This is a genomic window from Yimella lutea, from assembly GCF_006715095.1.
Lineage (GTDB): Bacteria > Actinomycetota > Actinomycetes > Actinomycetales > Dermatophilaceae > Yimella > Yimella lutea.
This window is the reverse complement of the sequence record NZ_VFMO01000001.1, coordinates 1,082,705-1,106,246: the sequence shown is the minus strand read 5'-3', so window position 1 is coordinate 1,106,246 and position 23,542 is coordinate 1,082,705. Positions and strand designations below refer to the sequence as shown.

Below are 23,542 nucleotides of genomic sequence, written 5' to 3'. Positions count from 1 at the left end.
GTTCAGCTCACCTTCTCGTCGGAGTCGGACTCGGTCTTCGCGTCCCGGCCGATGCCGAGCTCGCGCTCGCGCATCTCGGTGTACAGCCGCGCGATGTCCTTGCGGACGGCGCGCAGTCGCGAGTTGTTCTCCAGCTGACCGGTGGCCGACTGGAAACGCAGGTTGAACAGTTCCTGCTTGGCTTCCTTGAGCTGGGAAACGAGTTCCTCGTCACCGAGCTCGCGCAGCTTCGCCGGCGCGAGGTCCTTGGAACCAAGAGCCATCAGAAGTCACCACCTTCACGTGCGACGAAGCGGCACTTCATCGGCAGCTTGTGCATCGCCAGGCGCAGGGCCTCGCGAGCAACTTCTTCGGACACACCGGACAGCTCGAACATGACGCGGCCCGGCTTGACGTTGGCGACCCACCACTCCGGCGAACCCTTACCGGAACCCATGCGGGTCTCGGCCGGCTTCTTGGTCAGCGGGCGGTCCGGGTAGATGTTGATCCAGACCTTTCCGCCACGCTTGATGTAGCGGGTCATCGCGATACGAGCGGACTCGATCTGACGGTTGGTGACGTAGGCCGGCTCGAGAGCCTGGATGCCGTAGTCGCCGAACGCCACGGTGGTGCCGCCCTTGGCTGCACCGGTCCGCTTGGGGTGGTGCTGCTTACGGTGCTTCACACGACGCGGAATCAACATCAGGCGTCGCCTCCCTCAGAGGTACTCGTGCTCGGGGTCTCGATGGTCGCGGCAGCCTCGACGGTTGCCTCCACCGCAGCCTCGGTGGACTCGGCAGGAGCCTGGTCGCGACGACCACGGTCGCCTCCGCGCTCGCCACCACGTCCACCGCGGTCGCCGCCACGTGCCGGACGGTCGTCCCGGCGACGCTGCGGACGCGACGGAGCGGCAGCCTGCTCGCGAGCCAGTTCCTTGGCGGTGAGGTCACCGTTGTAGATCCAGACCTTCACACCGATGCGGCCGAACGTCGTACGGGCCTCGTAGAAGCCGTAGTCGATGTTGGCGCGCAGGGTGTGCAGCGGAACACGGCCCTCGCGGTAGAACTCGGTGCGGCTCATCTCGGCGCCGTTCAGACGACCGGAGACCATCACCTTGATGCCCTTGACGCCGGCCCGCTGAGCGGACTGGATGCTCTTGCGCGTGGCGCGACGGAAGTTCACACGAGCAGCGAGCTGCTCGGCGACACCCTGGGCGACCAGCTGAGCGTTGGCCTCAGGGTTCTTGACCTCGAGGATGTTCAGCTGAACCTGCTTGCCGGTGAGCTTCTCCAGCGACGTGCGCAGGCGGTCGGCTTCGGCGCCGCGGCGTCCGATGACGATGCCCGGGCGAGCGGTGTGGATGTCGACGCGGACGCGGTCGCGGGTGCGCTCGATCTCCACGTGGGAGATTCCGGCGCGTTCCATGCCCTTGGACATGAGCTTGCGGATCGCGACGTCTTCCTTCACGTAGTCGCTGTAGCGCTGACCCTCTTTGGTGCTGTCAGCGAACCAACGGCTGTTGTGCTCGGTCGTGATGCCGAGGCGGAAACCGTTCGGGTGGATTTTCTGACCCATGTCTCAGCGGCCTCCGTCCTTCTTCTCGGGCTGTGCGACGAACACGGTGATGTGGCTCGTGCGCTTGTTGATGCGGCTCGCGCGGCCCTGGGCACGGGGGCGGAACCGCTTCATGGTCGGGCCCTCGTCCACGAACGCCGAGGTCACCACGAGGGTGCGCTCGTCGAACGCAACAGAGTGCTTGTCGGCCTGCACGCGTGCGTTGGCGATGGCGCTGTTGAGCACCTTCAGCACCGGCTCGCTCGCGCTCTGCGGCGCGAAGGTGAGCACGGCGATCGCTTCCTGGGCGTTCTTGCCCCGGATGAGGTCCACGACGCGGCGGGCCTTCATCGGCGTCACACGGACGAACCGCGCCTGCGCCTTGGCTTCCATCGCCTGTCCTTTGCTTTCGGTAGTTGCAGTCATGCTGGTAGTCACCAGGTCTCGCCCCCGCGTCAGCGGCGGCGGCCCTTCTTGTCGTCCTTCTCGTGACCCTTGAAGGTACGAGTGGGGGCGAACTCGCCCAGCTTGTGGCCGACCATCGACTCGGTCACGAAGACCGGGACGTGCTTGCGGCCGTCGTGCACGGCCAGCGTGTGGCCGAGCATCTCCGGGGTGATCATCGAGCGACGCGACCAGGTCTTGATGACGTTCTTGGTGCCGGCTTCGTTCTGGACCTCGACCTTCTTGGCGAGGTGGTCGTCGACGAAGGGACCCTTCTTCAGGCTACGAGGCATCTCTTAGCGCTTCTTTCCAGTACGACGGCGACGGACGATCATCTTGTCGCTGCTCTTGTTGGGCCGACGGGTGCGGCCTTCCTTCTGTCCCCACGGCGACACAGGGTTACGACCACCGGAGGTCTTGCCCTCACCACCACCGTGCGGGTGGTCGACCGGGTTCATGGCGACACCACGGACGGTCGGGCGCTTGCCCTTCCAGCGCATACGGCCGGCCTTACCCCAGTTGATGTTGCTCTGCTCGGCGTTGCCCACCTCGCCGACGGTGGCGCGGCAGCGCACGTCGACGTTGCGGATCTCACCGGACGGCATACGCAGCTGGGCGTAGGGGCCGTCCTTGGCGACGAGCTGCACACGCGAACCGGCCGAGCGGGCGATCTTCGCACCGCCACCGGGCCGAAGCTCGATGCAGTGGACGACCGTACCGGTCGGGATGTTGCGCAGCGGCAGGTTGTTGCCGGGCTTGATGTCGGCGCCGACACCGTTCTCGATCGTGTCGCCCTGGCTGAGCCTGTTCGGGGCGATGATGTAACGCTTCTCGCCGTCCGCGTAGTGCAGCAGCGCGATGCGCGCGGTGCGGTTCGGGTCGTACTCGATGTGAGCGACCTTCGCCGGCACGCCGTCCTTGTCGGAACGACGGAAGTCGATCACCCGGTAAGCGCGCTTGTGGCCACCGCCGATGTGGCGAGTGGTGATGCGGCCCGAGGCGTTACGACCACCGGTCTTCGGCAGCGGACGCACCAGGGACTTCTCGGGGGTCGAGCGGGTGACTTCGACGAAGTCGGCCACGCTCGAACCACGCCGTCCCGGCGTCGTCGGCTTGTATTTACGGATACCCATTGTTAGTCCTTGTCCTCGCCGTCGTTCAGCTCGCGGAGCCGAAGATGTCGATGGAGCCTTCCTTCAGGGAGACGATCGCGCGCTTGGTGTCCTTGCGCTTGCCCATCCCGAAACGGGTACGGCGCGTCTTGCCCTTACGGTTCAGCGTGTGGACCGAGTCGACCTTGACGTCGAAGATCTGCTCGACGGCAATCTTGATCTCGGTCTTGTTGGCGCGGGGGTCCACGACGAACGTGTACTTACCCTCGTCCAGCAGGCTGTACGACTTCTCGGTCAGCACCGGCGCGACGAGGATGTCGCGCGGGTCCTTGCCGACGTTGAACTGCGTGCTCACTTGTCGTCCTCCTTGACCTGCTGAGCCTTGGCTCCACCGGCCGGCTCGAAGCCTGCGGCAGCCGCGGCCTCGGCGGTCGTGAACCACACCTCGGCGGTGGTCGCGTCATACCAACGCGAACCGGCGACGTGGTACTTCATCGAGTCCTTGTTGCCCTTGACGGTGAACTTCACCGGGTCGGGCGATGCGCCACCGGCCAGTGGTGCGGCCGAGTCGGAGCCGAAGCCACCCTCGGTCACCTCGCCGCCGGCCTCGGCCGAAGCCTCGGTCGTGGCGGTCTCGTCAGTGTTGTCGGCGGTGTCGGTGTCGACCAGCGCGGCGGGAGCGGACGCCTTGGCGGCACCCTTGTCCAGCTTCGCGGCCTGCGTCGGGCCGGCCAGGAAGCTCTCCAGAGCGGCCTGGGTGAACACGACATCGTCGGCGCACAGGACGTCGTAGGTGTTCAGCTGGTCGGCCCACAGCACGTGGACGTCGGCCAGGTTGCGCACCGAGAGCGTCGAGATCTCCTCGTTGCGTGCAAGCACGACGAGCAGGTTCTTGCGGTCCGACAAACCACCGAGCAGGTTCGCGGCCGACTTGGTCGACGGCTTGTCACCCTCGACGATCGCGGTCAGCACGTGGATGCGGCCGTGACGCGCCCGGTCCGAGAGGGCTCCGCGCAGGGCGGCGGCCTTCATCTTCTTCGGGGTGCGCTGGCTGTAGTCACGCGGCTGCGGGCCGTGGACGATGCCACCACCGGCGAACTGCGGCGCACGGGTCGAACCCTGGCGGGCGCGGCCGGTGCCCTTCTGGCGATACGGCTTGCGTCCACCGCCGCGCACCTCGGCGCGCGTCTTGGTGGAGTGAGTGCCCTGACGGGCAGCGGCCAGCTGAGCCACAACAACCTGGTGGATCAGCGGGACGTTCGTGGTCACGTCGAAGATCTCGGCCGGCAGCTCGACGGAGCCCGACTTCGAACCCGACGGGTTCAGGATGTCAACGGAAGTCATCGAAATCAGGCGTCCTTCTGAATCGACTTAGCAGCCGTGCGCACCAGGACGACGCCGCCGCGGGGACCGGGAACGGCACCCTTGACGAGCAGCAGGCCCTTGTCGGCGTCCACGGCGTGGATCGTGAGGTTCTGGGTGGTCTGTCGCACGCCGCCCATACGGCCGGCCATGCGCATCCCCTTGAAGACACGGCCCGGGGTGGCGCAGCCACCGATCGAGCCGGGCTTGCGGTGGTTCTTGTGCGCACCGTGCGAGGAGCTCACGCCGTGGAAGCCGTGACGCTTCATGACACCGGCGAAACCCTTGCCCTTGGTGCGACCGACGACGTCGATCTCCTGGCCGGTCTCGAAGGTGTCGACCGTGATCTCCTGGCCGAGCGTGTACTCGGCAGCGTCAGCGGTGCGGATCTCGACGACGTGGCGGCGCGGCGTCACGCCGGCCTTCTCGAAGTGACCGGTCAACGGCTTGGTGACCTTGCGCGGGTCGATCGCACCGAAGGCGATCTGGACCGCGTGGTAGCCGTCGGCCTCTTCGCCGCGCACCTGCGTGACGACACAGGGGCCGGCCTGGATCACGGTGACCGGAACGAGAAGGTTGTTCTCGTCCCACACCTGGGTCATGCCGAGCTTCTCGCCGAGAACGCCCTTGACGGAGCGCTCAGTGGTGTGAGTCATGAGTCACTCCCCCTTTCAGAGCTTGATCTCGATGTTGACGTCAGCCGGGAGGTCGAGACGCATGAGCGAGTCGACTGCCTTGGGCGTCGGGTCAACAATGTCGATGAGCCGCTTGTGCGTACGCATCTCGAAGTGCTCGCGGCTGTCCTTGTACTTGTGCGGCGAACGGATGACGCAGAAGACGTTCTTCTCCGTCGGGAGCGGCACAGGGCCGACCACCGTTGCGCCGGCACGAGTAACCGTGTCGACAATCTTGCGCGCCGAGCTGTCGATGACTTCGTGGTCATACGACTTCAGCCGGATGCGGATCTTCTGTCCCGCCATCTTGTCGCGTCTCTCTCTCGCCGTACTTCTATTACATCTGTCAATTGGCCGGCCTTTTCGGGCTCCGGCCCCGACCCCCGCGGTCGGGTGTGTCGCACCTGCTTCGCAGCACAGCGCACACGTTTTCACCGAGTGGCGGGGTGGGCCGGTCCGTAGAGACCGGGGCTTGTGCCGTTGTCACTAGGCCAAACTTCGCCTCAGCGCCAACGAAGATTCCGCACTTCGCCCGGGTTGAACCGGTCGAACAGATGCGACATCACGCAACAAGCAACTTGTCCAGTGTGCCATGCAGTGGCGTACGCGCCAAATCGAGGCGTTGTGGTGCTGGGCACCTTCGTTGTTCGGGGCGTTGTGGTCGGGTTTTCGGGCAGTTTCGTTTCCCCGTCCGGCTCTCGGTACTCGCCTTCGCAGACGGGTTCCGTATCGCCCTCCGGCGCCGGGCTTCTCGTGGCGTCCGGTTCTCGAGCAGGCCTTGAAGGAGGCGGGTTTGGGGCTTGCGCTGCTTTCTCGCGTTCGCGGCCGGCAACGATGCGCACCGTAGGTACAGATGCGCTGGTTACGTACAGGTGCCCGCGCTGCATCCGGATGCGCACGTTATACCCAGTGCGTCAGGCTGTTGTGAGACAGCTGGGTGGGGAAAGGATTTCCCTGATGGTTTCTGATGAGGTGCCGTTTCGTCCGTCGCGTCATGCGGCTTTCACTGATGAGCAGCGGTGGGCTCTGCTGCTGGAGCATGACCAGTGCCTCGAGCGTGGTGCGAAGGCCGCGTTCCTGCGTAGGGTCGGTGTCACGCCGTTCTCGATCAAGAAGTGGTCGATGTGGCGGGACGCTGGCCGGTTGGTCGACCCGGCCACCAAAGAGCCAACGACGGTAGCGAGGCACGTGTTGAAATATGACGAACGCGTTGAGCTGGAACGGTTGCGGCGTGAGAACCAGCGGTTGCAACAAGAACTGGAGCAATCGCAGTCCGCGGTGGAACTGCTGGGAAAAGCTGCCGCGCTCTTGGAGGGATTGGCCAAGAGCGCGGGCCCCAACCAGGAGGAACCACCACCCCGCCCGGGGATGCCGGACTGGTTGAGAGACCCCGATACTTCGAGGTTGCCGCCGATACCGTCACGGCCCTCGGCCATGCCGGAGTGAGCATCGTCCAGGGTTGTGCCTGGCTGGGGATCGCTCGGTCGTCCTACTACCGATATCTCAATCCGCCCCCACGGATCGGGGTGGTGGTGCCCCACACGGAACGGGCGTACCCCAACCGTGTCACCGCTGCCGAGGCGAAGGCCGTGGTGCAGGCCCTCAACACGGTCGAGTTGGCAGGGTTATCGATCCGGCAGGCACACTTCGAACCACTGGATCAGGGCGTGTACCTGTGTTCGTTGCCCTCGATGCACCGCATCATGCGTCGCGAAGGGCAGTCCAGTGATCGCCGCCGGCACACCGCGCACCGCGGGTACGGTGCACGGTCCACTCCCCGGTTGCACGCCACCGCCCCGGGACAAGTGTGGTGCTGGGACATCACCAACCTGCCCGGTCCAGGACGGATGAGTTTCAAGCTGTACTCGATGATCGATCTGTACTCGAGGTACGTGGTCGGGTACCGCGTCGAGCACGTCGAGGACCACCGGTTCACCCAGGAACTGTTCAACAACGCGTTCACCGCCCAGCAGGGCACACCGCAGGTCATCCATGCCGACAACGGTGGCGTGATGCGAGCCGGGACCGTGCGAGAACTGCTGGCCACGATGCACGTCCACGCCTCGTACTCACGCCCTCGGGTGTCGAACGACAACGCGTTCGCCGAGGCGTTGTTCAAAACGGTGAAGTACGACCTGGACTACCCCGAAGAGTTCGACTCCTTAGAACACGCGCGGCAGTGGAGTGCCGAGTTCTTCGACCGGTATAACACCCGCCACCACCACGCCGGCCTCGCCGGACACACCCCGGCCCGAGTCCACCACGGCACCTGGAGCAGTACCCACGACCAGTGGGCAACCACCAAAGCCGCCTACGCCGCCAAGCACACCGCCCGGCACCACAAACCGCCGATCACGCACATGCCCCCAGACACCGTCTGGATCAACAAACCCAACACACCCAACCCACAGCTGTCCCAAACAGCTTGATTCATTCCGTATAACGTGCGCATCCGGACGTAACCCGGGCCTTTGTACGTAACCTGCGCAAATGGACGTAACCTGCGCAACTTCGAACTCCCCGTCCCAGGTAGGTGACGTGGGCAAGCAGAGCCACGCACCCCGGTCCGTCCAAAGCCGGCTTGAAAACTCCACACCCTGGAAAGCCCGGCGCCGGAAGGCGATGCGACACCGCCTGAGAACACAGCACTACCGGGCCACACTCACGACGCCCGAGCAACCGCCTCGCGGACGAGGGTCGCAACGCGCCCAGGGATCTTCAGATCGGACCACACAACGCGGACGACGATCCAGCCGAGCGAGCGCAGGTGATCTTCGCGCTTCTTCTCCTGGAACACCGAGTCGCCGTTCTCGTACTTCACCTTGCCGTCGAACTCGATGAGCACGTTGTGACCGATCACGCGGAAGTCGGCGCGATACCCACGGCCGGCGGGCGTCCACTGTCCCGAGTCAGGCACGTCGAACTGCGGCTCATAGGCGACGCCGGCGAGTCGCAGTTGCAGAGCGGTCAAAGTCTCACCGGGAGATTCGTGGCGGCGGTCGATCTGCTCGACCACCTGGGCCGTCGCGACCCGGCCCTTGCGTCGCAGGAACGCCGGCGCGCACAGTTCGAGGTCGTCGGGTCGGAGCAGGCCTCGACGCCAGGCAGCGTCCGCAGCGGCGAGCGCGGCCGGCAGATCGGTCTGAGCAACCTGCAGAGCCGCGATCGCCGGGTGTTCGACGCCGTCCCGAGGTTGCAGCTCTCGAGCGAGGGCTACGTGCAGGTGCAGGTCACCGAGACGGCGTGACTTCCCCGCGACCGTCCTCGACAGGTGCACCACCGACAGATCCCGATCGATCGTCGGCAATTCCCAGTGGACGAGCGCCGACACGTGGCTGATGACCGCTCGGCCGGCGTACTCCCGTTTGTACGCGATCGCGCGAAGACGGTGAGCGTCCTCGTCGTCCGCAGCGGCGCGGGTGGCAAACCACCCTCGCCGCAGACGTGTCCATTCACCGGTCGCGACGAGTCGGCGCACGTCCCGGGCGCCGAGTCCACGCGACTGCACCTCTTCCCACGACACGACGTCCATCGGTACATGGTGCGCCCGATCCGCCGATCCTGCCGAGGGCCCTGTGGACAACTACCGTGAACGCATGACGAACGTGCTGGACGAAGTACTCGAGGTGGCCCGGGACGCGCGGCGGGTGGTGGTGCTCACCGGTGCGGGGATCTCGGCCGAGAGCGGGCTTGCGACGTTTCGCGACCCCGAGGACGGGCTGTGGAACCGCTACGACCCGATGCAGTTGGCGAGCATCGATGCCTGGGACGAGGACCCGGAGATGGTGTGGGCCTGGTACCTGTGGCGGTTCGAGCGGCACCATCAGGTGGAGCCGAACGCAGGACACCGGGCGCTGGCCGACTGGGAGGAGGGGGCCGACGTCCTGGTGGTGACACAGAACGTGGACGACCTGCACGAACGCGGCGGCAGCAGCGATGTCGTCCACCTGCACGGCAACCTGTCGGCGTTCCGGTGCAGCGACTGCGAACGTCCGTACACCGATCGCGTGGACGTGCCGCACGAGCCGGTCGAACGGCTCGCTCCCCCGAGTTGTCCGGCGTGCGGCGGGCTGGTGCGTCCGGGCGTCGTGTGGTTCGGCGAGATGCTCCCGCCGGACGCGTTCGACCGGGCGGTCGAGGAAGTACAAAGTGCCGATCTGGTGCTCACCGTCGGCACCTCCGGCATCGTCGCGCCGGCGTCGCTGCTCCCGAGGTTCGCCGGGGCTCGGGGCGTGCCGGTGATCGAGATCAACCCGAATCCGACCGAGCACAGCGACGAGGTGACCCACGTCTGGCGGGCACCGGCAGCGAGCGCCCTGCCCGCGCTGGTGCAAGCGATCCGGGCGACCGGAGCGCGCCTTCCGGACGCTGTCGATGAATGGGCATACGCTGCGGACGAATCGTTCCGGCTGATAAGGGGGTGCCGACGGTGCAATCCGCGCAGGGGTTCGTCATCGAGACGGACCGACTGACCAAGCAGTACCCCGGCGTGCGCGCCCTCGACGACCTGAGCCTGCGGATCCCCGCCGGCGTGACCGGAGTCGTCGGCGTGAACGGTGCCGGTAAATCGACCCTCATCAAGGTGCTGCTCGGGCTGCTTCCGGCGACCAGCGGATCCGCACGCGTCCTCGGACTCGACCCCGCCACGCAGGGTGCAGAGATCCGGTCGCGCGTCGGTTACATGCCCGAACACGACTGTCTGCCAGGCGATGTCAGCGCGGCCGACTTCGTGATGCACATGGCGTTGATGTCCGGGCTGCCCCGTACGGCCGCCCGCGAGCGCACGTCCGAGGTGTTGCGCCACGTGGGGCTGGACGAGGAACGCCACCGCGCGATGGGCGGCTACTCCACCGGCATGAAGCAGCGGGCCAAGCTCGCGCAGGCGATCGTGCACGACCCGAGCCTGGTCTTCCTCGACGAGCCGACCAACGGACTCGACCCGCGCGCCCGCGACGACATGCTCGACCTCATCGCACGGGTGGGCAGCGACTTCGGCATCTCGGTCGCGGTGACCAGTCACCTGCTCGGTGAGCTCGAGCGCACCGCCGACCACATCGTGGTGATCGACGCCGGCTGCCTGCTGCGCGCGTCCGCCACGTCCGAGCTCACGCACACGACCGGCACGGTGTTGGTCGAGGTGCTGGGTCCGGCGGGCAGTGACCGCCGGTTCGGGCAGGCGCTCGTCGACCACGGCCTGCAGGCCTGGCCGGCCGGCGAACAGGTGCAGGTGCGCATCGATCATCCGGAGGCACTGGACGTCGTCCGCGATGTCGCCGTCGATCTCGGGCTCGGACTCGTGCGGGTGCAGGAGATCCACCACACCCTCGAAGAGGTCTTCCAACAAGGGGCTGACGCATGAGCACGCCGAGTCGCCAGGGCGTCATTCACGACCTGGGATATCGCGGATTCCAGGGACGCCGCCTGGGCACGGGTGCGATCCTGCGCGAACTGTTCACGGTCTCGCTCGGGCATGCGTTCGGCGTCGGTCGCTCCGGCAAGTCCAAGGTGATGCCCTGGCTGATCGCCGGCCTCATGCTCATCCCGGCGGTCGTGCTGGCGGGCATCATCGTCCAGCTCGGACGGATGTCGCTGACCGACCAGGCCGAGCTGTTCGCGCCCCTGTCCAACTACTTCGGCTTCCCGTATTGGACGCAGCTGTTGATCACGGTGTTCGTGGCGACGCAGGCGCCGGTGCTGTTCGCGCGCGACCTGCGGTATCGGACGATCGTGCTGTACTTCGCGCGTCCGGTGTCGCGGACGATGTTCGTGCTGACGCGATTGGCCGCACTGGCCACCGCGATCTTCCTGGTCGTGGCCGTGCCGATGACCATCTGGTACGGCGTCGCGATGACCTCCGAACTCGACCGCGGGGTGCACACCCGCAACTACCTCTCCGCATTGTTCGGGGCGCTCTTGCTCGCGCTGATCCTGGCCGCGATCGCCGGGTTGGTGTGCACGCTGACGACGCGCTCCGGGCTTGCCGTCGCCGCGGTGATCATCGTGCTGATGGTGACCTCGGGCATCGTCACCAGCGCGCTGAGCATCACCTACCAGAGCGAGCATCCCGCACGCGGGCAGATCCCGGCGTCATTCAATCCCTTCACCGCGGTCGCCGAACTCGTCGCCGGGCTCTTCGACCAACCGACGCCCAACCCGACCATCCCGAGGCCGACCGGAGTGGGAGTGCCTGCGGCCGCTGCGGTCTGTGTGGTGTGGGTGGTCGCACCGACCTTGCTGTTGATCCAGCGGATGCGAAAGGCGGCATCGCTGTGAGCGACCTTGTGCTGCAATCGGTTTCGCGGTGGTACGGCAACGTCGTCGCGGTCAACGACGTCTCCATGGACATCCGTCCCGGCATCACCGGACTGCTCGGCCCGAACGGTGCCGGCAAGTCGACGTTGCTGTCGATGATGGCCGGACTCCTTGCTCCGTCGGCCGGCAGCGTGACACTCGACGGACGTCCGGTGCGCGGCGACGTCGGCATGTATCGCCACATCGGACTCGTGCCGGTGCAGGAACCGATGTACGACTTCCTCACCGGCGAGCAGTTCGTGCGGCTGAACGCCGACCTGCACCGACTCCCCCAAGCAGAGGCCGCGACCAAGCACGCGGTGGGGTTGGTCGCTCTGGCCGACGCGGCCGATCGCAAGATCTCGACCTACAGCAAGGGCATGCGCCAACGCATCAAGGTGGCCGCGGCGCTGGTCCACGATCCCGCGGTGCTGCTGCTCGACGAACCGTTCAACGGCATGGATCCGATCCAGCGGCGCTCGATGATGAGTCTGCTGAATTCGTATGCGGCACAAGGGCGCACGATCGTCTTCTCCTCGCACATCCTGGAGGAGGTCGAGCAATTGGCGCGCCAGGTGGAGGTAGTGGTCTCCGGACGGCACGCGGCGTCCGGAGACTTCGCGGCCATCCGACGGTTGATGACCGATCGTCCGAACCAGTACCGAATCCGTAGCAGCGACAACCGATTACTTGCGACCTTGCTGATGCGCGAAGACACCGTGCGCGGCGTCCGGGTCAATGGCGAGAAGTACCTCGAGGTCGAAGCCGACGACTTCGGACGCTTCGCGACGGTGGTCGCGAAACTCGCCCGTGATGCCGACGTCCGACTCTTCGAACTGATCCCGACCGACGAATCGCTGGAAAGCGTCTTCAGTTACCTGGTGGGCCGATGAACATTCCGATCCTGCGCCTGGCCGTCCGCTCGTTGTTCGGGCGGGCCCGCGCCATCCTGCTGTTCCTCATCCCGGCGTTGTTGTTGCTGCTCGCCACACTGATCCGGGTCGCCGACGGTGACACCCTGTCTCCCGGCGATGCTCCCCTGGTGCTCGTGCGGACGTTCGGCATCGGCATCGTCGTGCCCGTCGTCGCGCTCATGGCGACCACGACGTTGATCAACTCCGAGTTCGATGACGGTTCGATCATCTACCTGCTGACCAAACCGGTGTCGCGGCTGTCGATCATCGCGACGAAGGCGTTCGTGGTGTTGCTGTGCACGCTGGTGTTCGCGGCGGTGCCGATGATGATCGCCGCGTTGATCATGGTCGGCGTGCAGGACGACCTCTGGCTCGGTGCGCTGCTCGGCGGCGTGACCGCGTCCGTCGCGTATGCCGGGATCTTCACCACGCTCGCGACCTTACTGAACCGCAGCGTCGTCGGATGCCTGGTGTACTGGCTGGTCTGGGAAGCGAGCCTGACCTCGCTGATCTCGCCGGCGGCCTGGCTCTCGGCTCGCGCCTGGGGCACCAGCGTCCTGCACTCCGTCGCCGACGTGGGCCAGAAGGTGCACCCGCCGGTGCGGTTCGGGCTGATCGCCGCCGTGTTGTGCCTGATCGGCGGTGTGCTCATCGCCGGCCGCAAGCTGTCACACACCACGATCTCCGACGTCTGAGGTGCTCAATACGCCGGACTTGACCACGAGCACCCGACCACGCCGGCTCCGGCGTCGGTTATCAGGCCTTGACGTGCTTGGCCAGACGCAACCAGGTCTCGACGACGGTGTCGGGGTTCAGCGACATCGACTCGATGCCCTGGTCGAGCAGCCACTCGGCGAGGTCGGGGTGGTCGGACGGACCCTGGCCGCAGATGCCGACGTACTTGCCCTGCTCACGGCAGGCCTTGATCGCCATCGACAGCATCGCCTTGACCGCGTCGTCGCGCTCGTCGAACGAACCCGCCACCAGCGAGGAGTCACGGTCGAGGCCGAGAGTCAGCTGGGTCATGTCGTTCGAGCCGATCGAGAACCCGTCGAAGTGCTCCAGGAACTGGTCTGCGATGACCGCGTTCGAGGGCACCTCGCACATCATCACGACCTGCAGGTCGTTCTCGCCGCGCCTCAGACCATGCTGGCCCAGCAGCTCGATGACGCCCTTCGCCTCGGCGATGGTACGCACGAACGGAATCATGATCTTCACGTTCGTCAGGCCCATGTCCTCGCGGACGAACCGCAGCGCCTCGCACTCCATCGCGAAGCAGTCGGCGAAGTCCTTCGACAGGTACCGCGACGCACCGCGGTAACCGATCATCGGGTTCTCCTCGTGCGGCTCGTACGCCTCACCACCGAGCAGGTTGGCGTACTCGTTCGACTTGAAGTCGGACATCCGGACGATGACCGGCTCGGGCGCGAACGCCGCCGCCAGCATCGACACACCCTCGGCAACACGCTTGACGAAGAACTCGCGCGGGCTGTCGTACGCCGCGATCTGCTCCTCGATGGCCGCCTTCAGCTCAGGGTCCTGTTGGTCGAGTTCGAGCAGCACCTTGGGGTGGATGCCGATCTGGCGGTTGATGATGAACTCCAACCGCGCCAGGCCGATGCCCTTGTTCGGCAGGCGGGAGAACTCGAACGCCTGGTCGGGCGTGCCGACGTTCATCATGACCTTGACCGGCAGGTCCGGCATCTCGTCCAGAGCAGTCGTGGTGACCTCGAAGTCGACCATGCCCTCGTAGACGAAACCGGTGTCACCCTCGGCGCACGACACCGTGACCTCGGCGCCGTCCGGAAGGTTGCGGGTCGCATCGCCGGTGCCGACAACCGCCGGGATGCCGAGCTCACGGGCGATGATCGCGGCGTGACAAGTGCGTCCACCACGGTTGGTGACGATCGCGCTCGCCTTCTTCATGATCGGCTCCCAGTCGGGGTCGGTCATGTCGGCGACCAGCACCTCGCCGGCCTGGAACTGCGCCATGTCGTCGATCGACTTCAGGCTGCGGACGGCGCCGGCACCGATCTTCTGACCGATCGCGCGGCCCTCGATCAGCACGTCGCCGCGCGACTTCATCGTGAATCGCTCCAGTTGCGAACCGGATTCGCGCGACTTCACCGTCTCCGGACGGGCCTGGACGACGTAGATCAGGCCGTCGAGTCCGTCCTTGACCCACTCGATGTCCATCGGGCGGCCGTAGTGCTCCTCGATCTTCACCGCGTGACGGGCAAGCTCCTCGACGTCCGCGTCGGTGATGCTGAAGCGAGCCTGGTCGACCGGGTCGACATCGACGGTCTCGATCGTGCGACCGACCGACTTGTCGTCGGTGTAGACCATCTTGATCGCCTTGCCGCCGACGCCGCGCTTGAGGATCGCGGGCTTGCCGGCCGCAAGCGCCGGCTTGTAGACGTAGAACTCGTCGGGGTTCACGGCGCCCTGGACTACGGCCTCGCCCAGACCGTAGGACGACGTGATGAACACGGTGTCCTTGAAGCCGGACTCGGTGTCGATCGTGAACATGACACCGGACGAACCGATGTCGGAGCGCACCATCTTCTGGATGCCGGCCGACAGCGCGACGACCGAGTGCTCGAAGTCGTTGTGGACGCGGTAGGCGATCGCGCGGTCGTTGTAGAGCGAGGCGAAGACCAGCTTGATCGCGTGCAGGATGTTGTCGATGCCGTGGATGTTGAGGAAGGTTTCCTGCTGCCCGGCGAAGGACGCGTCCGGAAGGTCCTCGGCCGTCGCGCTCGAACGCACCGCCCAGCTGACCTCGTCCCCGTGCTCGCCGGCGAGCTTCTCGTAGGCCTCACGGATCTCGGCCTCGAGGTCGGTCGGGAACGGCTGCTGCTCGACCGCGCTGCGGATCTCGTTGCCGACGCGGGCGAGTTCACGAACGTCGTCGACGTCGAGCGTCTTCAGCATCCCGTCGATGCGCTCGGCCAGACCCGACTCGATCAGGAAGCGGCGGTAGGCGTCCGCCGTCGTGGCGAAACCGCTCGGGACGCGCACGCCCGCCTTGGACAGGTGCTGCACCATCTCACCGAGGGAGGCGTTCTTGCCGCCGACCAACTCGACATCGTGCATGCCGAGGTTCTCGTACCACTCGATGTTGCTGCTCATTGCAGGTCCTTCCGGAAGGGCCGTGTAAACGGTCGTCAGTGAACGCGATTGAGTTTGAGGGTCTGCATGATCACGGCCGCCATCTCCTCGATCGACATCGTCGAGGAGTTGATGAACGGGATCTTGTGCGCGCGGAACATCGCTTCCGCACGACGCAGTTCGAACAGGCACTGGGCCTGGGAGGCGTACTTGCTGCCCGGACGTCGCTCGTTGCGCACCGCGGACAGGCGGGCCGCCGTCGAGATCAGCCCGAAGCACTTGTCGGCGTACGGCGCGATCGGACGCGGCAGCTTGGCTGACTCGAGGTCTTCGTCGACCAGCGGGTAGTTCGCCACGAAGACGCTGTGCTGGAGGGCGAGGTACATCGTGGTGGGCGTCTTGCCGCACCGCGACGGTGCCAACAGGATGACCTCGGCCTTCTCGATCGCCCGGAAGCTGGCGCCGTCGTCGTGCTCGATGGCGTACTCGACCGCTTTCATGCGCGAGTCGTACCGGGCCTGGTCGCGGACGGCATGTGCCGAGCCACCCTTGTGCGCGGCCTCGGCGTGCAGCACCTTCTCGACCTCGTCCAGCTGTGAGCCGAACAGGTCGATGAACGCGCACTGGGTGCGCATGAGTTCGGAGCGGATCTGCTCGTCGGCGACAGTGGAGAACACCAACGGAGTGACGGTGTCGGTCTTGGCCGCGTCCAGCATCTGCACGACCTCGCCGGCCGCTTCGACGGAGGTGATGAACGGGATCTTCTGCCGCACGAACGTGACGTTGGGGAACTGCCGAAGAATCATGTTGCCGAGGGTCTCGGCGGAGATTCCGGTACCACCGGCGAGGAAGAACGCCGGCGTCGGCTCCACGTGGCCTTGGTCACTCACAAGACACACTGTCCCACACCCTTTGTGGTATTTCCTACCGGGTCGGATCGTCAGAATGTCCCGACATTTCGGACGCGCTGCTTTCGTGGTGGTGTCGGTTTCGGGCGGTTTCGTATCGCCTGAGTAGGCGACCGTCACCGGGTCCCGAACGCGGCGCTCGCCCATGCTCGTCCAGCGTGCTGGGGGTAGCTCAGTTCTTGGAGAGGTACTCCCCCGCCGCGAGCAGGACGCAGGTGGCCACGCCGTCCATCGCGACCTCGACCTCTTCCAACGGGGGCATGGTCGGGGCCAGGCGGATGTTCTCGTCGTCGGGGTCGGTGCCGAGCGGGAAGCTGGAGCCGGCGGGGGTCAGGGCGATGCCCGCTTCTTTGGCCAGCTGCACCACGCGGGACGCGGTGCCGGGCAGCACGTCGAGGCTGACGAAGTAGCCCCCGATCGGCTTGGTCCACTCGGCGATGTCGTGCTCGGCGAGGCGTTCGGTGAGGATGCGCTCGACCGCCTCGAACTTCGGCGCGATGATCTCGGCGTGCTTGCGCATGTGCGCGCGAACCCCGTCGGCGTCCTTGAAGAACTCCGCGTGCCGAAGGTGGTTCACCTTGTCGGGGCCGATCGAACTCATACCCACGTGCTTGAGGAACCAGCCGATGTTCTCGGTGGACGCGGCCAGGAACGCGACGCCCGCGCCGGCAAAAGTGATCTTGCTGGTCGAGGCGAACAGGATCGGACGGTTCGGGTTGCCGGACGACGCGGCGAGCGACAACACGTCGACCGACTTGGTCTCGACGTCCGTGAGGTGGTGCAGCGCGTAGGCGTTGTCCCAGAAGATCTTGAAGTCAGGGGCGGCGGTCGGCATCGCCAGCAGCTTCGCGGCGACCTCCTGGCTGACGGTGTCGCCGGTCGGGTTGGCGTACGTCGGCACGACCCACATGCCCTTGATGGACGCGTCGTCCTTGACCAGCGCGGCGATCTTGTCGGCGTCCGGGCCGTCGGCGTTCATCGGGACGGTGACCATCTCGATGCCGAAGGAGTTCAGCAGCGAGAAGTGGCGGTCGTAGCCGGGCACCGGGCAGATGAACTTGATCTTGTCCTCGCCGCTCCACGGGCGCTCGCTGTCGACGGCGCCGTGCAACAAGCAGTCGACCAGCACCTGGTGCATCAGCGTGAGGCTGGAATTACCTTGCGCCACAAGCTGATCCACGTTCACACCGAGCAGTTCGGCGAAGATCTCGCGGAGCTCTGTGAGCCCGTGCAATCCGCCGTAGTTACGGGTGTCGGTGCCATCGGCGGCCACGTAGCCGGTCGGCAGCTTCAGCAGTTCGTTCGACAGATCGAGCTGCTGGGCGGACGGTTTGCCCCGGGTGAGGTCCAGCTTAAGACCGCGCGACTTCAGTTCGTCGTACGCGGACTTCTGCGCCGTCATGAAGGCGGCGAGTTCTTCGGCGGACAGGTCGACAAGGGCCACAGCAGCTCCCGGATTGAAGTAACCAGACGGTCGCCCATTCTTCCAGCCTCGCCGGACCGTCCGTGCACGGGATCGCGCGGTGAGACGGCGAACGACGGTGCCGATGTCCCGGTCGGCGCGACCGTCTTGGAACCCGCTGCCGGGTGCCGCCGTCGCAACCACGGTTCACACCAATACAGCTGATCCTTGAGGGGGATTCGTCATGCGCACCACAAAGCGCGTCGCACTGTCCGCAATCGCACTGAGCACCGCACTCGGCCTGACCGCGTGCAACAGCAAAGACGCACCGACCGCCACCAGCACGGCGTCCTCGACGTCCTCGACCTCCGAGTCGCAGAACTCGTCCGACTCTTCGAGCACGACGTCGGAGTCGGCGTCGGAGACCTCGCAGGGTGGCTCCGAGCAGGGCGGCGAGGAGAAGCCGACGTCCCAGCGTGAGGACAAGAACGACAAGTCCGCACTGGACGCCAGCGTGAGCGCCATCCCGTCCGGTCCGCTGACCAAGGCCGAGATCGTCAAGCTGGGTGGCTACCGCACCGCCGGCGGCGACCGCGGCGACTTCTACTCCGTGCTGCACGTCGACTCCTCGGGCCGCGGCCTGGTCGACATCGAGTACGTACTGCTGGACGCGTCCGGCAACGAGGTCGGCACCGTGAAGGACAGCATCTCGGTCAACAAGGGCACCAACGTCATCAAGGTGACCCGCGCGAGCGGCGAGTTGCCGGCGTCGGCCAAGAAGGTGCGTTTGAAGATCACCAAGAATGCCGAGAACAGCTACGCGACCGTCACCGAGGTGGACCCGAACATGAAGGTCGCCCAGGACCCGGCGACCAAGACCGCCATCGTCTCGGGCCGGTACAAGACCGACGGCAAGGGCGGCAACACCTCGATGACCGCCATCTGCTCCGACGACCAGGGCGTTGTCCAGGCAGCCACCTCGCCGACCAAGCAGTTGCGCACGGACGGTTGGAACGATTACGAGGTGAAGTTCCTGATGGCCGTCGACAACTTCAAGCCGACCAAGTGCTACGTCGGTAGCTGATCGGCAACCCAAATCGCGACGGTCGCGCTTTACGCCCGAGTACGGACACGTACTACGGCGTAACGCGTGACCGTCGCGCTTTGGTGGTGGACGGTGTGGAGAACTCCGAAGCGACCGCCATGTCCGTGCCAAGGTCTGCCGCATGCACCAGGTGTTCACCCGCAAGGAAGCATTGGCCGCCGGGATCGAGGGGCGGCAACTGCGCGGCCGCCGGTACCGGGCGTTGTCGCGTGGTCTGTACTGCCGCGCCGACGCCGCACCGTCCGAGACACAGATCGTGGCCGCGTTGCTCCGCAAACTGCCGGCCGCGGAGTTCGCCTGTCGGCAGACCGCAGCCGTTCTGCTCGGCGCCGTCGTGCCGCGAAGCAGTGTTGTTCATCTCGGTTCCGTCGAACGACGAAGTTCGAAACGGGACGACGTGCAACTGCACTGGTATCGCAAGCCACCGACGCTGACCGAGCGAGGCGGGATCGACGTCACCACCGGAGCACAGACATTCGCCGACCTGTCCACCGAGCTGCCGTTCGTCGACCTGCTCGTCCTGGGTGACTCGCTCGTGCAGGCCGGGGCGATGACGATCGAGCAACTCGCCGAAACCAGCTTCGACCATCGCACGGGTGCGTCGTCCGCGCGGGCGGTGGCAGGCCTCGTCCGTGCCGGGGTCGAGTCGCCGTACGAAAGCAGGACGCGGCTGCTGCTCGTGAGTGCCGGACTTCCCGAGCCGCTCGTCAACCACCCGATCCGGGACGACACGGGCCACGTCCGTCGGCGCATCGACCTGGCGTACCCGGAGTTCAAGATCGCGATCGAGTACGACGGACGCCATCACATCGAGCGTGAGGGCCAGTGGCGCAGCGACATCCGGCGGCGCGAGGAACTCGAGGCCGACGGATGGATCTTCATCGTCCTCACCAGTCGCGACATCCATCGCCAGCCGGCGGACGCCGTGAGTCGCGTGGCCGATGCGCTGAACCGGCGCGGTCACCCGACGTCCGTGAACCACGTCGGTTGGCGCCGGCACTTCGCGAGCTGAGCCAGCACCGACGAACGATGGTCGCGCCTTACGCCCGAGTACGGACGCGTACTGCGGCGTAACGAGCGACTGTCGCGCCTTCGTGCGCGGGCATGACGAAGCCCCTCAGCCGCGAACGGCTGAGGGGCTTCGGTTCAAGCTGTGCCCTTGCGGGCGAGGATCACTTGGTGATCTTGGTGACGCGGCCTGCACCGACGGTGCGGCCACCCTCACGGATCGCGAAGCGAAGACCCTCGTCCATGGCGATCGGAGCGATGAGCTCGACCGACATTTCGGTGTTGTCGCCCGGCATCACCATTTCGGTGCCTTCCGGCAACTTCACGACACCGGTCACGTCCGTGGTACGGAAGTAGAACTGGGGACGGTAGTTGTCGTAGAACGGCGTGTGGCGGCCACCCTCGTCCTTGGACAGGATGTAGACCGACGCCTCGAAGTTGGTGTGCGGGGTGGTCGTGCCCGGCTTGGCGATGACCTGACCGCGCTCGACGTCCTCGCGCTTGATACCGCGCAGCAGGAGGGCGGCGTTGTCGCCGGCCTGGCCGCTGTCCAGCATCTTGTTGAACATCTCGATCGAGGTGACCGTGGTCTTGACCGCAGCACCCTCACGAAGGCCGACGATCTCGACCTCCTCGTTGACGTTCAGCACACCGCGCTCGATACGACCGGTGACGACGGTTCCACGACCAGTGATCGTGAAGACGTCCTCGACGGGCATCAGGAACGGCTTGTCGGTGTCGCGCTCCGGCTCCGGGATCGCCTCGTCGACGGCGTCCATGAGCTCCAGAACGGTCTTGCCCCACTCCTCGTCGCCCTCGAGCGCCTTCAGAGCCGAGACCTTGACGACCGGCAGGTCGTCGCCCGGGAACTCGTAGGAGGACAGCAGTTCGCGGACCTCCATCTCGACGAGCTCGAGGATTTCCTCGTCGTCCACCATGTCGGCCTTGTTCAGGGCGACAACGATGTAGGGAACGCCGACCTGGCGAGCCAGCAGGACGTGCTCCTTGGTCTGCGGCATCGGGCCGTCGGTGGCGGCGACCACGAGGATCGCGCCGTCCATCTGGGCCGCACCGGTGATCATGTTCTTGACGTAGTCAGCGTGACCCGGGCAGTCGACGTGCGCGTAGTGACGCTTTTCGGTCTGGTACTCGATGTGCGCGATGGAGATCGTGATACCGCGCTGCTTCTCTTCGGGAGCCTTGTCGATCTCGTCGAACGCGAACGCCGGGTTGACGTCCGGGTACTTGTCGTGCAGCACCTTCGAGATGGCAGCCGTCAGCGTCGTCTTACCGTGGTCGATGTGACCGATGGTGCCGATGTTGACGTGCGGCTTGGTCCGCTCGAACTTGGCCTTAGCCACTGCGGGTCCTCCTAAGGACTTGATTGCTGACGCCGGGGCGGCGTCGGTGATTACTTGATTCTGGTGGAAACTAGCGGGTCAACCGATGAAGGGACAAATCCCTTATCACTCGCCCCGGACCTTCTTGATGATCTCTTCCGCGACGTTCCGGGGAACCTCGGCGTAGGAGTCGAACTGCATCGTGTAGTTGGCGCGACCCTGGGTCTTGCTTCGCAGGTCACCCACATACCCGAACATCTCGGACAGCGGCACGACGGCGCGAACGACCTTCGCACCACTGACGTCCTCCATGGCCTGGATCTGGCCACGGCGGCTGTTGAGGTCGCCGATGACGTCGCCCATGTAGTCCTCGGGCGTACGCACTTCGACGGCCATCATCGGCTCGAGCAAGCAGGGGTCCGCCTTGCGGGCGGCTTCCTTGAATGCCATCGAACCGGCGATCTTGAACGCCATCTCCGAGGAGTCGACGTCGTGGTAGGCACCGTCGACCAGGGTGGCCTTGACACCCACGACCGGGTAGCCGGCGAGGATGCCGAGCTGCATCGCGTCCTGGATACCGTGGTCGACCGACGGGATGTACTCGCGCGGGACGCGGCCACCGGTGACGGCGTTGTCGAACTCGTACAGCTCGCCCTCGGCGGTGTCGAGCGGCGCGATCGAGATCTGCACCTTCGCGAACTGACCCGAACCACCGGTCTGCTTCTTGTGCGTGTAGTCGAACTTCTCGACCGACCGGCGGATGGTCTCGCGGTAGGCGACCTGCGGAGCACCGACGTTGGCCTCGACCTTGAACTCCCGCTTCATGCGGTCGACCAGGATGTCGAGGTGGAGCTCACCCATACCGCCGATGACGGTCTGGCCGGTCTCCTCGTCGAGGTGGACGGAGAAGGTCGGGTCCTCCTGCGCGAGGCGCTGGATGGCGGTGCCGAGCTTCTCCTGGTCACCCTTGGTCTTGGGCTCGATGGCCACGTGGATGACCGGCTCCGGGAACGTCATCGACTCCAGAACGATCTGCTCGCTCGGGTCGGACAGCGTGTCACCGGTGGTGGTGTCCTTCAGACCGATGGCGGCGTAGATGTGACCCGCCACGGCCTCGTCGACCGGGTTCTCCTTGTTGGCGTGCATCTGGAACAGCTTGCCGACGCGCTCCTTCTTGCCCTTGGTCGTGTTGACCACGGCGGAGCCGGCGGCGATGCGTCCGGAGTACACACGGATGAAGGTGAGCGAACCGAAGAACGGGTGCGCGGCGACCTTGAACGCCAGGGCCGAGAACGGAGCGTCCTTGGACGGCTCGCGGGTGATCTCGGTCTCCTCGTCGCCCGGCTTGTGGCCGATCATCGGCGGCACGTCGAGCGGCGACGGCAGGTAGTCGACGACGGCGTCCAGCATCGGCTGCACACCGCGGTTCTTGAAGGCCGAGCCACACAGGATCGGGTAGACCTCGGAGTTGACGGTCAGCTTACGGATGCCGGCCTTCAGCTCGTCGATGGTGAGTTCCTCGCCACCGAGGTACTTCTCCATCAGGTCGTCGTCAGCCTCGGCGACGCGCTCGACGATGCGGTTGCGGTACTCCTCCGCCTTCGCCTGCATGTCGGCCGGGATCTCCTGGACCTCGTACTTCGCGCCCATGGTGACGTCACCCTTGGCGTCGCCCGGCCACACGAGTGCACGCATGTAGAGCAGGTCGACGACACCGATGAAGTCGGACTCCGAACCGATCGGCAGCTGGAGCACGAGCGGCTCCGCGCCGAGGCGGTCGATGACCGTCTGCACGGTGAAGTAGAAGTCGGCACCCATCTTGTCCATCTTGTTGACGAAGCAGACGCGCGGGACGTCGTACTTGTCGGCCTGGCGCCAGACGGTCTCGGACTGGGGCTCGACGCCCTCCTTGCCGTCGAACACGGCAACGGCGCCGTCCAGGACGCGCAGCGAACGCTCCACCTCGACGGTGAAGTCGACGTGACCCGGGGTGTCGATGATGTTGATCTGGGTGCCCTCCCAGAAAGAGGTCACAGCAGCGGAGGTGATCGTGATGCCACGCTCCTTCTCCTGCTCCATCCAGTCGGTGGTCGACGCACCGTCGTGGGTCTCACCGATCTTGTGGTTGACGCCGGTGTAGAACAGGATCCGCTCGGTCGTCGTGGTCTTACCGGCGTCGATGTGCGCCATGATGCCGATGTTGCGGACCTTCTTCAGGTCGGTCAGCACGTCCTGTGCCACGGTGTCTGCCTCGTTCTCTCGGTATCCCGAGTTAGGAGATGAGTTCTGGGGTGCCGGGCGGACCCGGCGGGTGGTGCATCAGGTGCACCCCTGGTGC

General features: G+C 65.7%; 25 protein-coding genes. 9 read left to right on the top strand and 16 right to left on the bottom strand.

The window, feature by feature from the left end; genetic code table 11:
- Nucleotides 1-2: 2 nt before the first annotated feature.
- The 10 genes from rpmC to rpsJ all read right to left on the bottom strand — a co-directional run bounded on the left by rpmC (nucleotide 3) and on the right by rpsJ (nucleotide 5,431).
- Complete coding sequence (gene rpmC, locus FB459_RS05195; RefSeq protein ID WP_129626079.1) at nucleotides 3-263, bottom strand: 50S ribosomal protein L29; 261 nt, start codon at nucleotides 261-263, stop codon at nucleotides 3-5.
- Complete coding sequence (rplP, locus tag FB459_RS05190; RefSeq protein ID WP_129626077.1) at nucleotides 263-682, bottom strand: 50S ribosomal protein L16; 420 nt, start codon at nucleotides 680-682, stop codon at nucleotides 263-265. The genes rpmC and rplP overlap by 1 nt, the downstream gene beginning before the upstream one ends.
- On the bottom strand, nucleotides 682-1,554 hold the full coding sequence (rpsC, locus tag FB459_RS05185; protein WP_141927692.1) for a 30S ribosomal protein S3: 873 nt from the start codon (nucleotides 1,552-1,554) through the stop codon (nucleotides 682-684). The genes rplP and rpsC overlap by 1 nt, the downstream gene beginning before the upstream one ends.
- 3 nt (nucleotides 1,555-1,557) lie before the next feature.
- Nucleotides 1,558-1,926 (bottom strand): 50S ribosomal protein L22, encoded by a 369-nt coding sequence (rplV, locus tag FB459_RS05180; RefSeq protein WP_129626246.1) that lies wholly within the window; start codon nucleotides 1,924-1,926, stop codon nucleotides 1,558-1,560.
- Between the two features lie 62 nt (nucleotides 1,927-1,988).
- Nucleotides 1,989-2,270 (bottom strand): 30S ribosomal protein S19, encoded by a 282-nt coding sequence (gene rpsS / locus FB459_RS05175; protein WP_129626073.1) that lies wholly within the window; start codon nucleotides 2,268-2,270, stop codon nucleotides 1,989-1,991.
- A gap of 3 nt (nucleotides 2,271-2,273) precedes the next feature.
- Nucleotides 2,274-3,110: a 50S ribosomal protein L2 gene (gene rplB / locus FB459_RS05170; RefSeq protein ID WP_129626071.1), complete on the bottom strand. Its 837-nt coding sequence runs from the start codon at nucleotides 3,108-3,110 to the stop codon at nucleotides 2,274-2,276.
- A 25-nt stretch (nucleotides 3,111-3,135) separates the two neighbouring features.
- Nucleotides 3,136-3,444 carry a 50S ribosomal protein L23 gene (gene rplW / locus FB459_RS05165; protein WP_129626069.1) on the bottom strand — a complete coding sequence of 103 codons (309 nt, stop codon included), beginning with the start codon at nucleotides 3,442-3,444 and terminating at the stop codon, nucleotides 3,136-3,138.
- A complete protein-coding gene (rplD, locus tag FB459_RS05160; RefSeq protein ID WP_246092531.1) occupies nucleotides 3,441-4,442 on the bottom strand; it encodes a 50S ribosomal protein L4, sunset domain variant in 1,002 nt (333 codons plus the stop codon). Before rplD ends, rplW begins: the two co-directional genes overlap by 4 nt.
- Nucleotides 4,439-5,107 (bottom strand): 50S ribosomal protein L3, encoded by a 669-nt coding sequence (rplC, locus tag FB459_RS05155; protein ID WP_141927690.1) that lies wholly within the window; start codon nucleotides 5,105-5,107, stop codon nucleotides 4,439-4,441. The genes rplD and rplC overlap by 4 nt, the downstream gene beginning before the upstream one ends.
- A gap of 15 nt (nucleotides 5,108-5,122) precedes the next feature.
- The gene (rpsJ, locus tag FB459_RS05150; protein WP_006946210.1) at nucleotides 5,123-5,431 is read right to left on the bottom strand and encodes a 30S ribosomal protein S10; all 309 of its coding nucleotides are present in this window, start codon (nucleotides 5,429-5,431) and stop codon (nucleotides 5,123-5,125) included.
- A gap of 651 nt (nucleotides 5,432-6,082) precedes the next feature.
- On the opposite strand from rpsJ, the gene FB459_RS17195 reads away from it, so the two are divergent.
- The gene (locus FB459_RS17195; protein ID WP_170221731.1) at nucleotides 6,083-6,571 is read left to right on the top strand and encodes a hypothetical protein; all 489 of its coding nucleotides are present in this window, start codon (nucleotides 6,083-6,085) and stop codon (nucleotides 6,569-6,571) included.
- On the top strand, nucleotides 6,568-7,554 hold the full coding sequence (locus FB459_RS05145) for an IS3 family transposase (protein ID WP_170221729.1): 987 nt from the start codon (nucleotides 6,568-6,570) through the stop codon (nucleotides 7,552-7,554). Before FB459_RS17195 ends, FB459_RS05145 begins: the two co-directional genes overlap by 4 nt.
- Nucleotides 7,555-7,787: 233 nt before the next feature.
- Here the strand turns inward: FB459_RS05145 and FB459_RS05140 are convergent, their stop codons facing one another.
- Nucleotides 7,788-8,657 (bottom strand): type IV toxin-antitoxin system AbiEi family antitoxin domain-containing protein, encoded by an 870-nt coding sequence (locus tag FB459_RS05140; protein ID WP_141927688.1) that lies wholly within the window; start codon nucleotides 8,655-8,657, stop codon nucleotides 7,788-7,790.
- 64 nt (nucleotides 8,658-8,721) lie between these two features.
- Here FB459_RS05140 and FB459_RS05135 point away from each other — a divergent pair, with 64 nt between their 5' ends.
- The 5 genes from FB459_RS05135 to FB459_RS05115 are packed head-to-tail and all read left to right on the top strand — an operon-like array spanning nucleotide 8,722 to nucleotide 13,025.
- Nucleotides 8,722-9,597 (top strand): SIR2 family NAD-dependent protein deacylase, encoded by an 876-nt coding sequence (locus tag FB459_RS05135; RefSeq protein ID WP_141927687.1) that lies wholly within the window; start codon nucleotides 8,722-8,724, stop codon nucleotides 9,595-9,597.
- Nucleotides 9,555-10,484, top strand: a complete 930-nt coding sequence (locus FB459_RS05130; RefSeq protein ID WP_246092326.1) for an ABC transporter ATP-binding protein — start codon at nucleotides 9,555-9,557, stop codon at nucleotides 10,482-10,484. The genes FB459_RS05135 and FB459_RS05130 overlap by 43 nt, the downstream gene beginning before the upstream one ends.
- The gene (locus FB459_RS05125; protein ID WP_141927685.1) at nucleotides 10,481-11,398 is read left to right on the top strand and encodes an ABC transporter permease subunit; all 918 of its coding nucleotides are present in this window, start codon (nucleotides 10,481-10,483) and stop codon (nucleotides 11,396-11,398) included. The genes FB459_RS05130 and FB459_RS05125 overlap by 4 nt, the downstream gene beginning before the upstream one ends.
- Nucleotides 11,395-12,309, top strand: coding sequence for an ABC transporter ATP-binding protein (locus tag FB459_RS05120; RefSeq protein WP_129626054.1), 915 nt, complete (start codon nucleotides 11,395-11,397; stop codon nucleotides 12,307-12,309). The genes FB459_RS05125 and FB459_RS05120 overlap by 4 nt, the downstream gene beginning before the upstream one ends.
- The gene (locus FB459_RS05115; protein WP_141927684.1) at nucleotides 12,306-13,025 is read left to right on the top strand and encodes an ABC transporter permease; all 720 of its coding nucleotides are present in this window, start codon (nucleotides 12,306-12,308) and stop codon (nucleotides 13,023-13,025) included. Before FB459_RS05120 ends, FB459_RS05115 begins: the two co-directional genes overlap by 4 nt.
- A gap of 61 nt (nucleotides 13,026-13,086) precedes the next feature.
- Here FB459_RS05115 and ppsA read toward each other — a convergent pair whose 3' ends face one another.
- The 3 genes from ppsA to FB459_RS05100 all read right to left on the bottom strand — a co-directional run bounded on the left by ppsA (nucleotide 13,087) and on the right by FB459_RS05100 (nucleotide 17,793).
- Nucleotides 13,087-15,462: a phosphoenolpyruvate synthase gene (gene ppsA / locus FB459_RS05110; protein WP_141927683.1), complete on the bottom strand. Its 2,376-nt coding sequence runs from the start codon at nucleotides 15,460-15,462 to the stop codon at nucleotides 13,087-13,089.
- Between the two features lie 35 nt (nucleotides 15,463-15,497).
- Nucleotides 15,498-16,331 carry a pyruvate, water dikinase regulatory protein gene (locus FB459_RS05105; RefSeq protein WP_240796033.1) on the bottom strand — a complete coding sequence of 278 codons (834 nt, stop codon included), beginning with the start codon at nucleotides 16,329-16,331 and terminating at the stop codon, nucleotides 15,498-15,500.
- A gap of 190 nt (nucleotides 16,332-16,521) precedes the next feature.
- The gene (locus FB459_RS05100; protein ID WP_281279530.1) at nucleotides 16,522-17,793 is read right to left on the bottom strand and encodes an aspartate aminotransferase type Ic; all 1,272 of its coding nucleotides are present in this window, start codon (nucleotides 17,791-17,793) and stop codon (nucleotides 16,522-16,524) included.
- Nucleotides 17,794-17,995: 202 nt separating this feature from the next.
- Between FB459_RS05100 and FB459_RS05095 the strand changes: the two genes are divergently transcribed.
- Both FB459_RS05095 and FB459_RS05090 read left to right on the top strand, forming a co-directional pair.
- A complete protein-coding gene (locus FB459_RS05095) occupies nucleotides 17,996-18,835 on the top strand; it encodes a hypothetical protein (protein WP_141927682.1) in 840 nt (279 codons plus the stop codon).
- A gap of 142 nt (nucleotides 18,836-18,977) precedes the next feature.
- Entirely contained in the window at nucleotides 18,978-19,868 is an 891-nt protein-coding gene (locus FB459_RS05090) for an endonuclease domain-containing protein (RefSeq protein ID WP_141927681.1), read from the top strand.
- A 160-nt stretch (nucleotides 19,869-20,028) separates the two neighbouring features.
- Here FB459_RS05090 and tuf read toward each other — a convergent pair whose 3' ends face one another.
- Together tuf and fusA are read right to left on the bottom strand one after the other, a co-directional pair.
- Nucleotides 20,029-21,225, bottom strand: coding sequence for an elongation factor Tu (gene tuf, locus FB459_RS05085; protein WP_129626042.1), 1,197 nt, complete (start codon nucleotides 21,223-21,225; stop codon nucleotides 20,029-20,031).
- A gap of 105 nt (nucleotides 21,226-21,330) precedes the next feature.
- Complete coding sequence (gene fusA, locus FB459_RS05080; protein ID WP_129626040.1) at nucleotides 21,331-23,445, bottom strand: elongation factor G; 2,115 nt, start codon at nucleotides 23,443-23,445, stop codon at nucleotides 21,331-21,333.
- Between the last annotated feature and the right edge of the window lie 97 nt (nucleotides 23,446-23,542).

Coding starts and splice junctions, on each gene's coding strand:
- rpmC (WP_129626079.1), bottom strand. CDS start 263: ATGGCTCTTGGTTCCAAGGACCTCGCGCCGGCGAAGCTGCGCGAGCTC.
- ppsA (WP_141927683.1), bottom strand. CDS start 15,462: ATGAGCAGCAACATCGAGTGGTACGAGAACCTCGGCATGCACGATGTC.
- rpsC (WP_141927692.1), bottom strand. CDS start 1,554: ATGGGTCAGAAAATCCACCCGAACGGTTTCCGCCTCGGCATCACGACC.
- FB459_RS05125 (WP_141927685.1), top strand. CDS start 10,481: ATGAGCACGCCGAGTCGCCAGGGCGTCATTCACGACCTGGGATATCGC.
- rplC (WP_141927690.1), bottom strand. CDS start 5,107: ATGACTCACACCACTGAGCGCTCCGTCAAGGGCGTTCTCGGCGAGAAG.
- FB459_RS05140 (WP_141927688.1), bottom strand. CDS start 8,657: ATGGACGTCGTGTCGTGGGAAGAGGTGCAGTCGCGTGGACTCGGCGCC.
- FB459_RS05090 (WP_141927681.1), top strand. CDS start 18,978: ATGCACCAGGTGTTCACCCGCAAGGAAGCATTGGCCGCCGGGATCGAG.
- rplV (WP_129626246.1), bottom strand. CDS start 1,926: ATGGAAGCCAAGGCGCAGGCGCGGTTCGTCCGTGTGACGCCGATGAAG.
- rpsJ (WP_006946210.1), bottom strand. CDS start 5,431: ATGGCGGGACAGAAGATCCGCATCCGGCTGAAGTCGTATGACCACGAA.
- FB459_RS05095 (WP_141927682.1), top strand. CDS start 17,996: ATGCGCACCACAAAGCGCGTCGCACTGTCCGCAATCGCACTGAGCACC.
- FB459_RS05115 (WP_141927684.1), top strand. CDS start 12,306: ATGAACATTCCGATCCTGCGCCTGGCCGTCCGCTCGTTGTTCGGGCGG.
- rplP (WP_129626077.1), bottom strand. CDS start 682: ATGTTGATTCCGCGTCGTGTGAAGCACCGTAAGCAGCACCACCCCAAG.
- rplB (WP_129626071.1), bottom strand. CDS start 3,110: ATGGGTATCCGTAAATACAAGCCGACGACGCCGGGACGGCGTGGTTCG.
- FB459_RS05135 (WP_141927687.1), top strand. CDS start 8,722: ATGACGAACGTGCTGGACGAAGTACTCGAGGTGGCCCGGGACGCGCGG.
- FB459_RS17195 (WP_170221731.1), top strand. CDS start 6,083: ATGGTTTCTGATGAGGTGCCGTTTCGTCCGTCGCGTCATGCGGCTTTC.
- rpsS (WP_129626073.1), bottom strand. CDS start 2,270: ATGCCTCGTAGCCTGAAGAAGGGTCCCTTCGTCGACGACCACCTCGCC.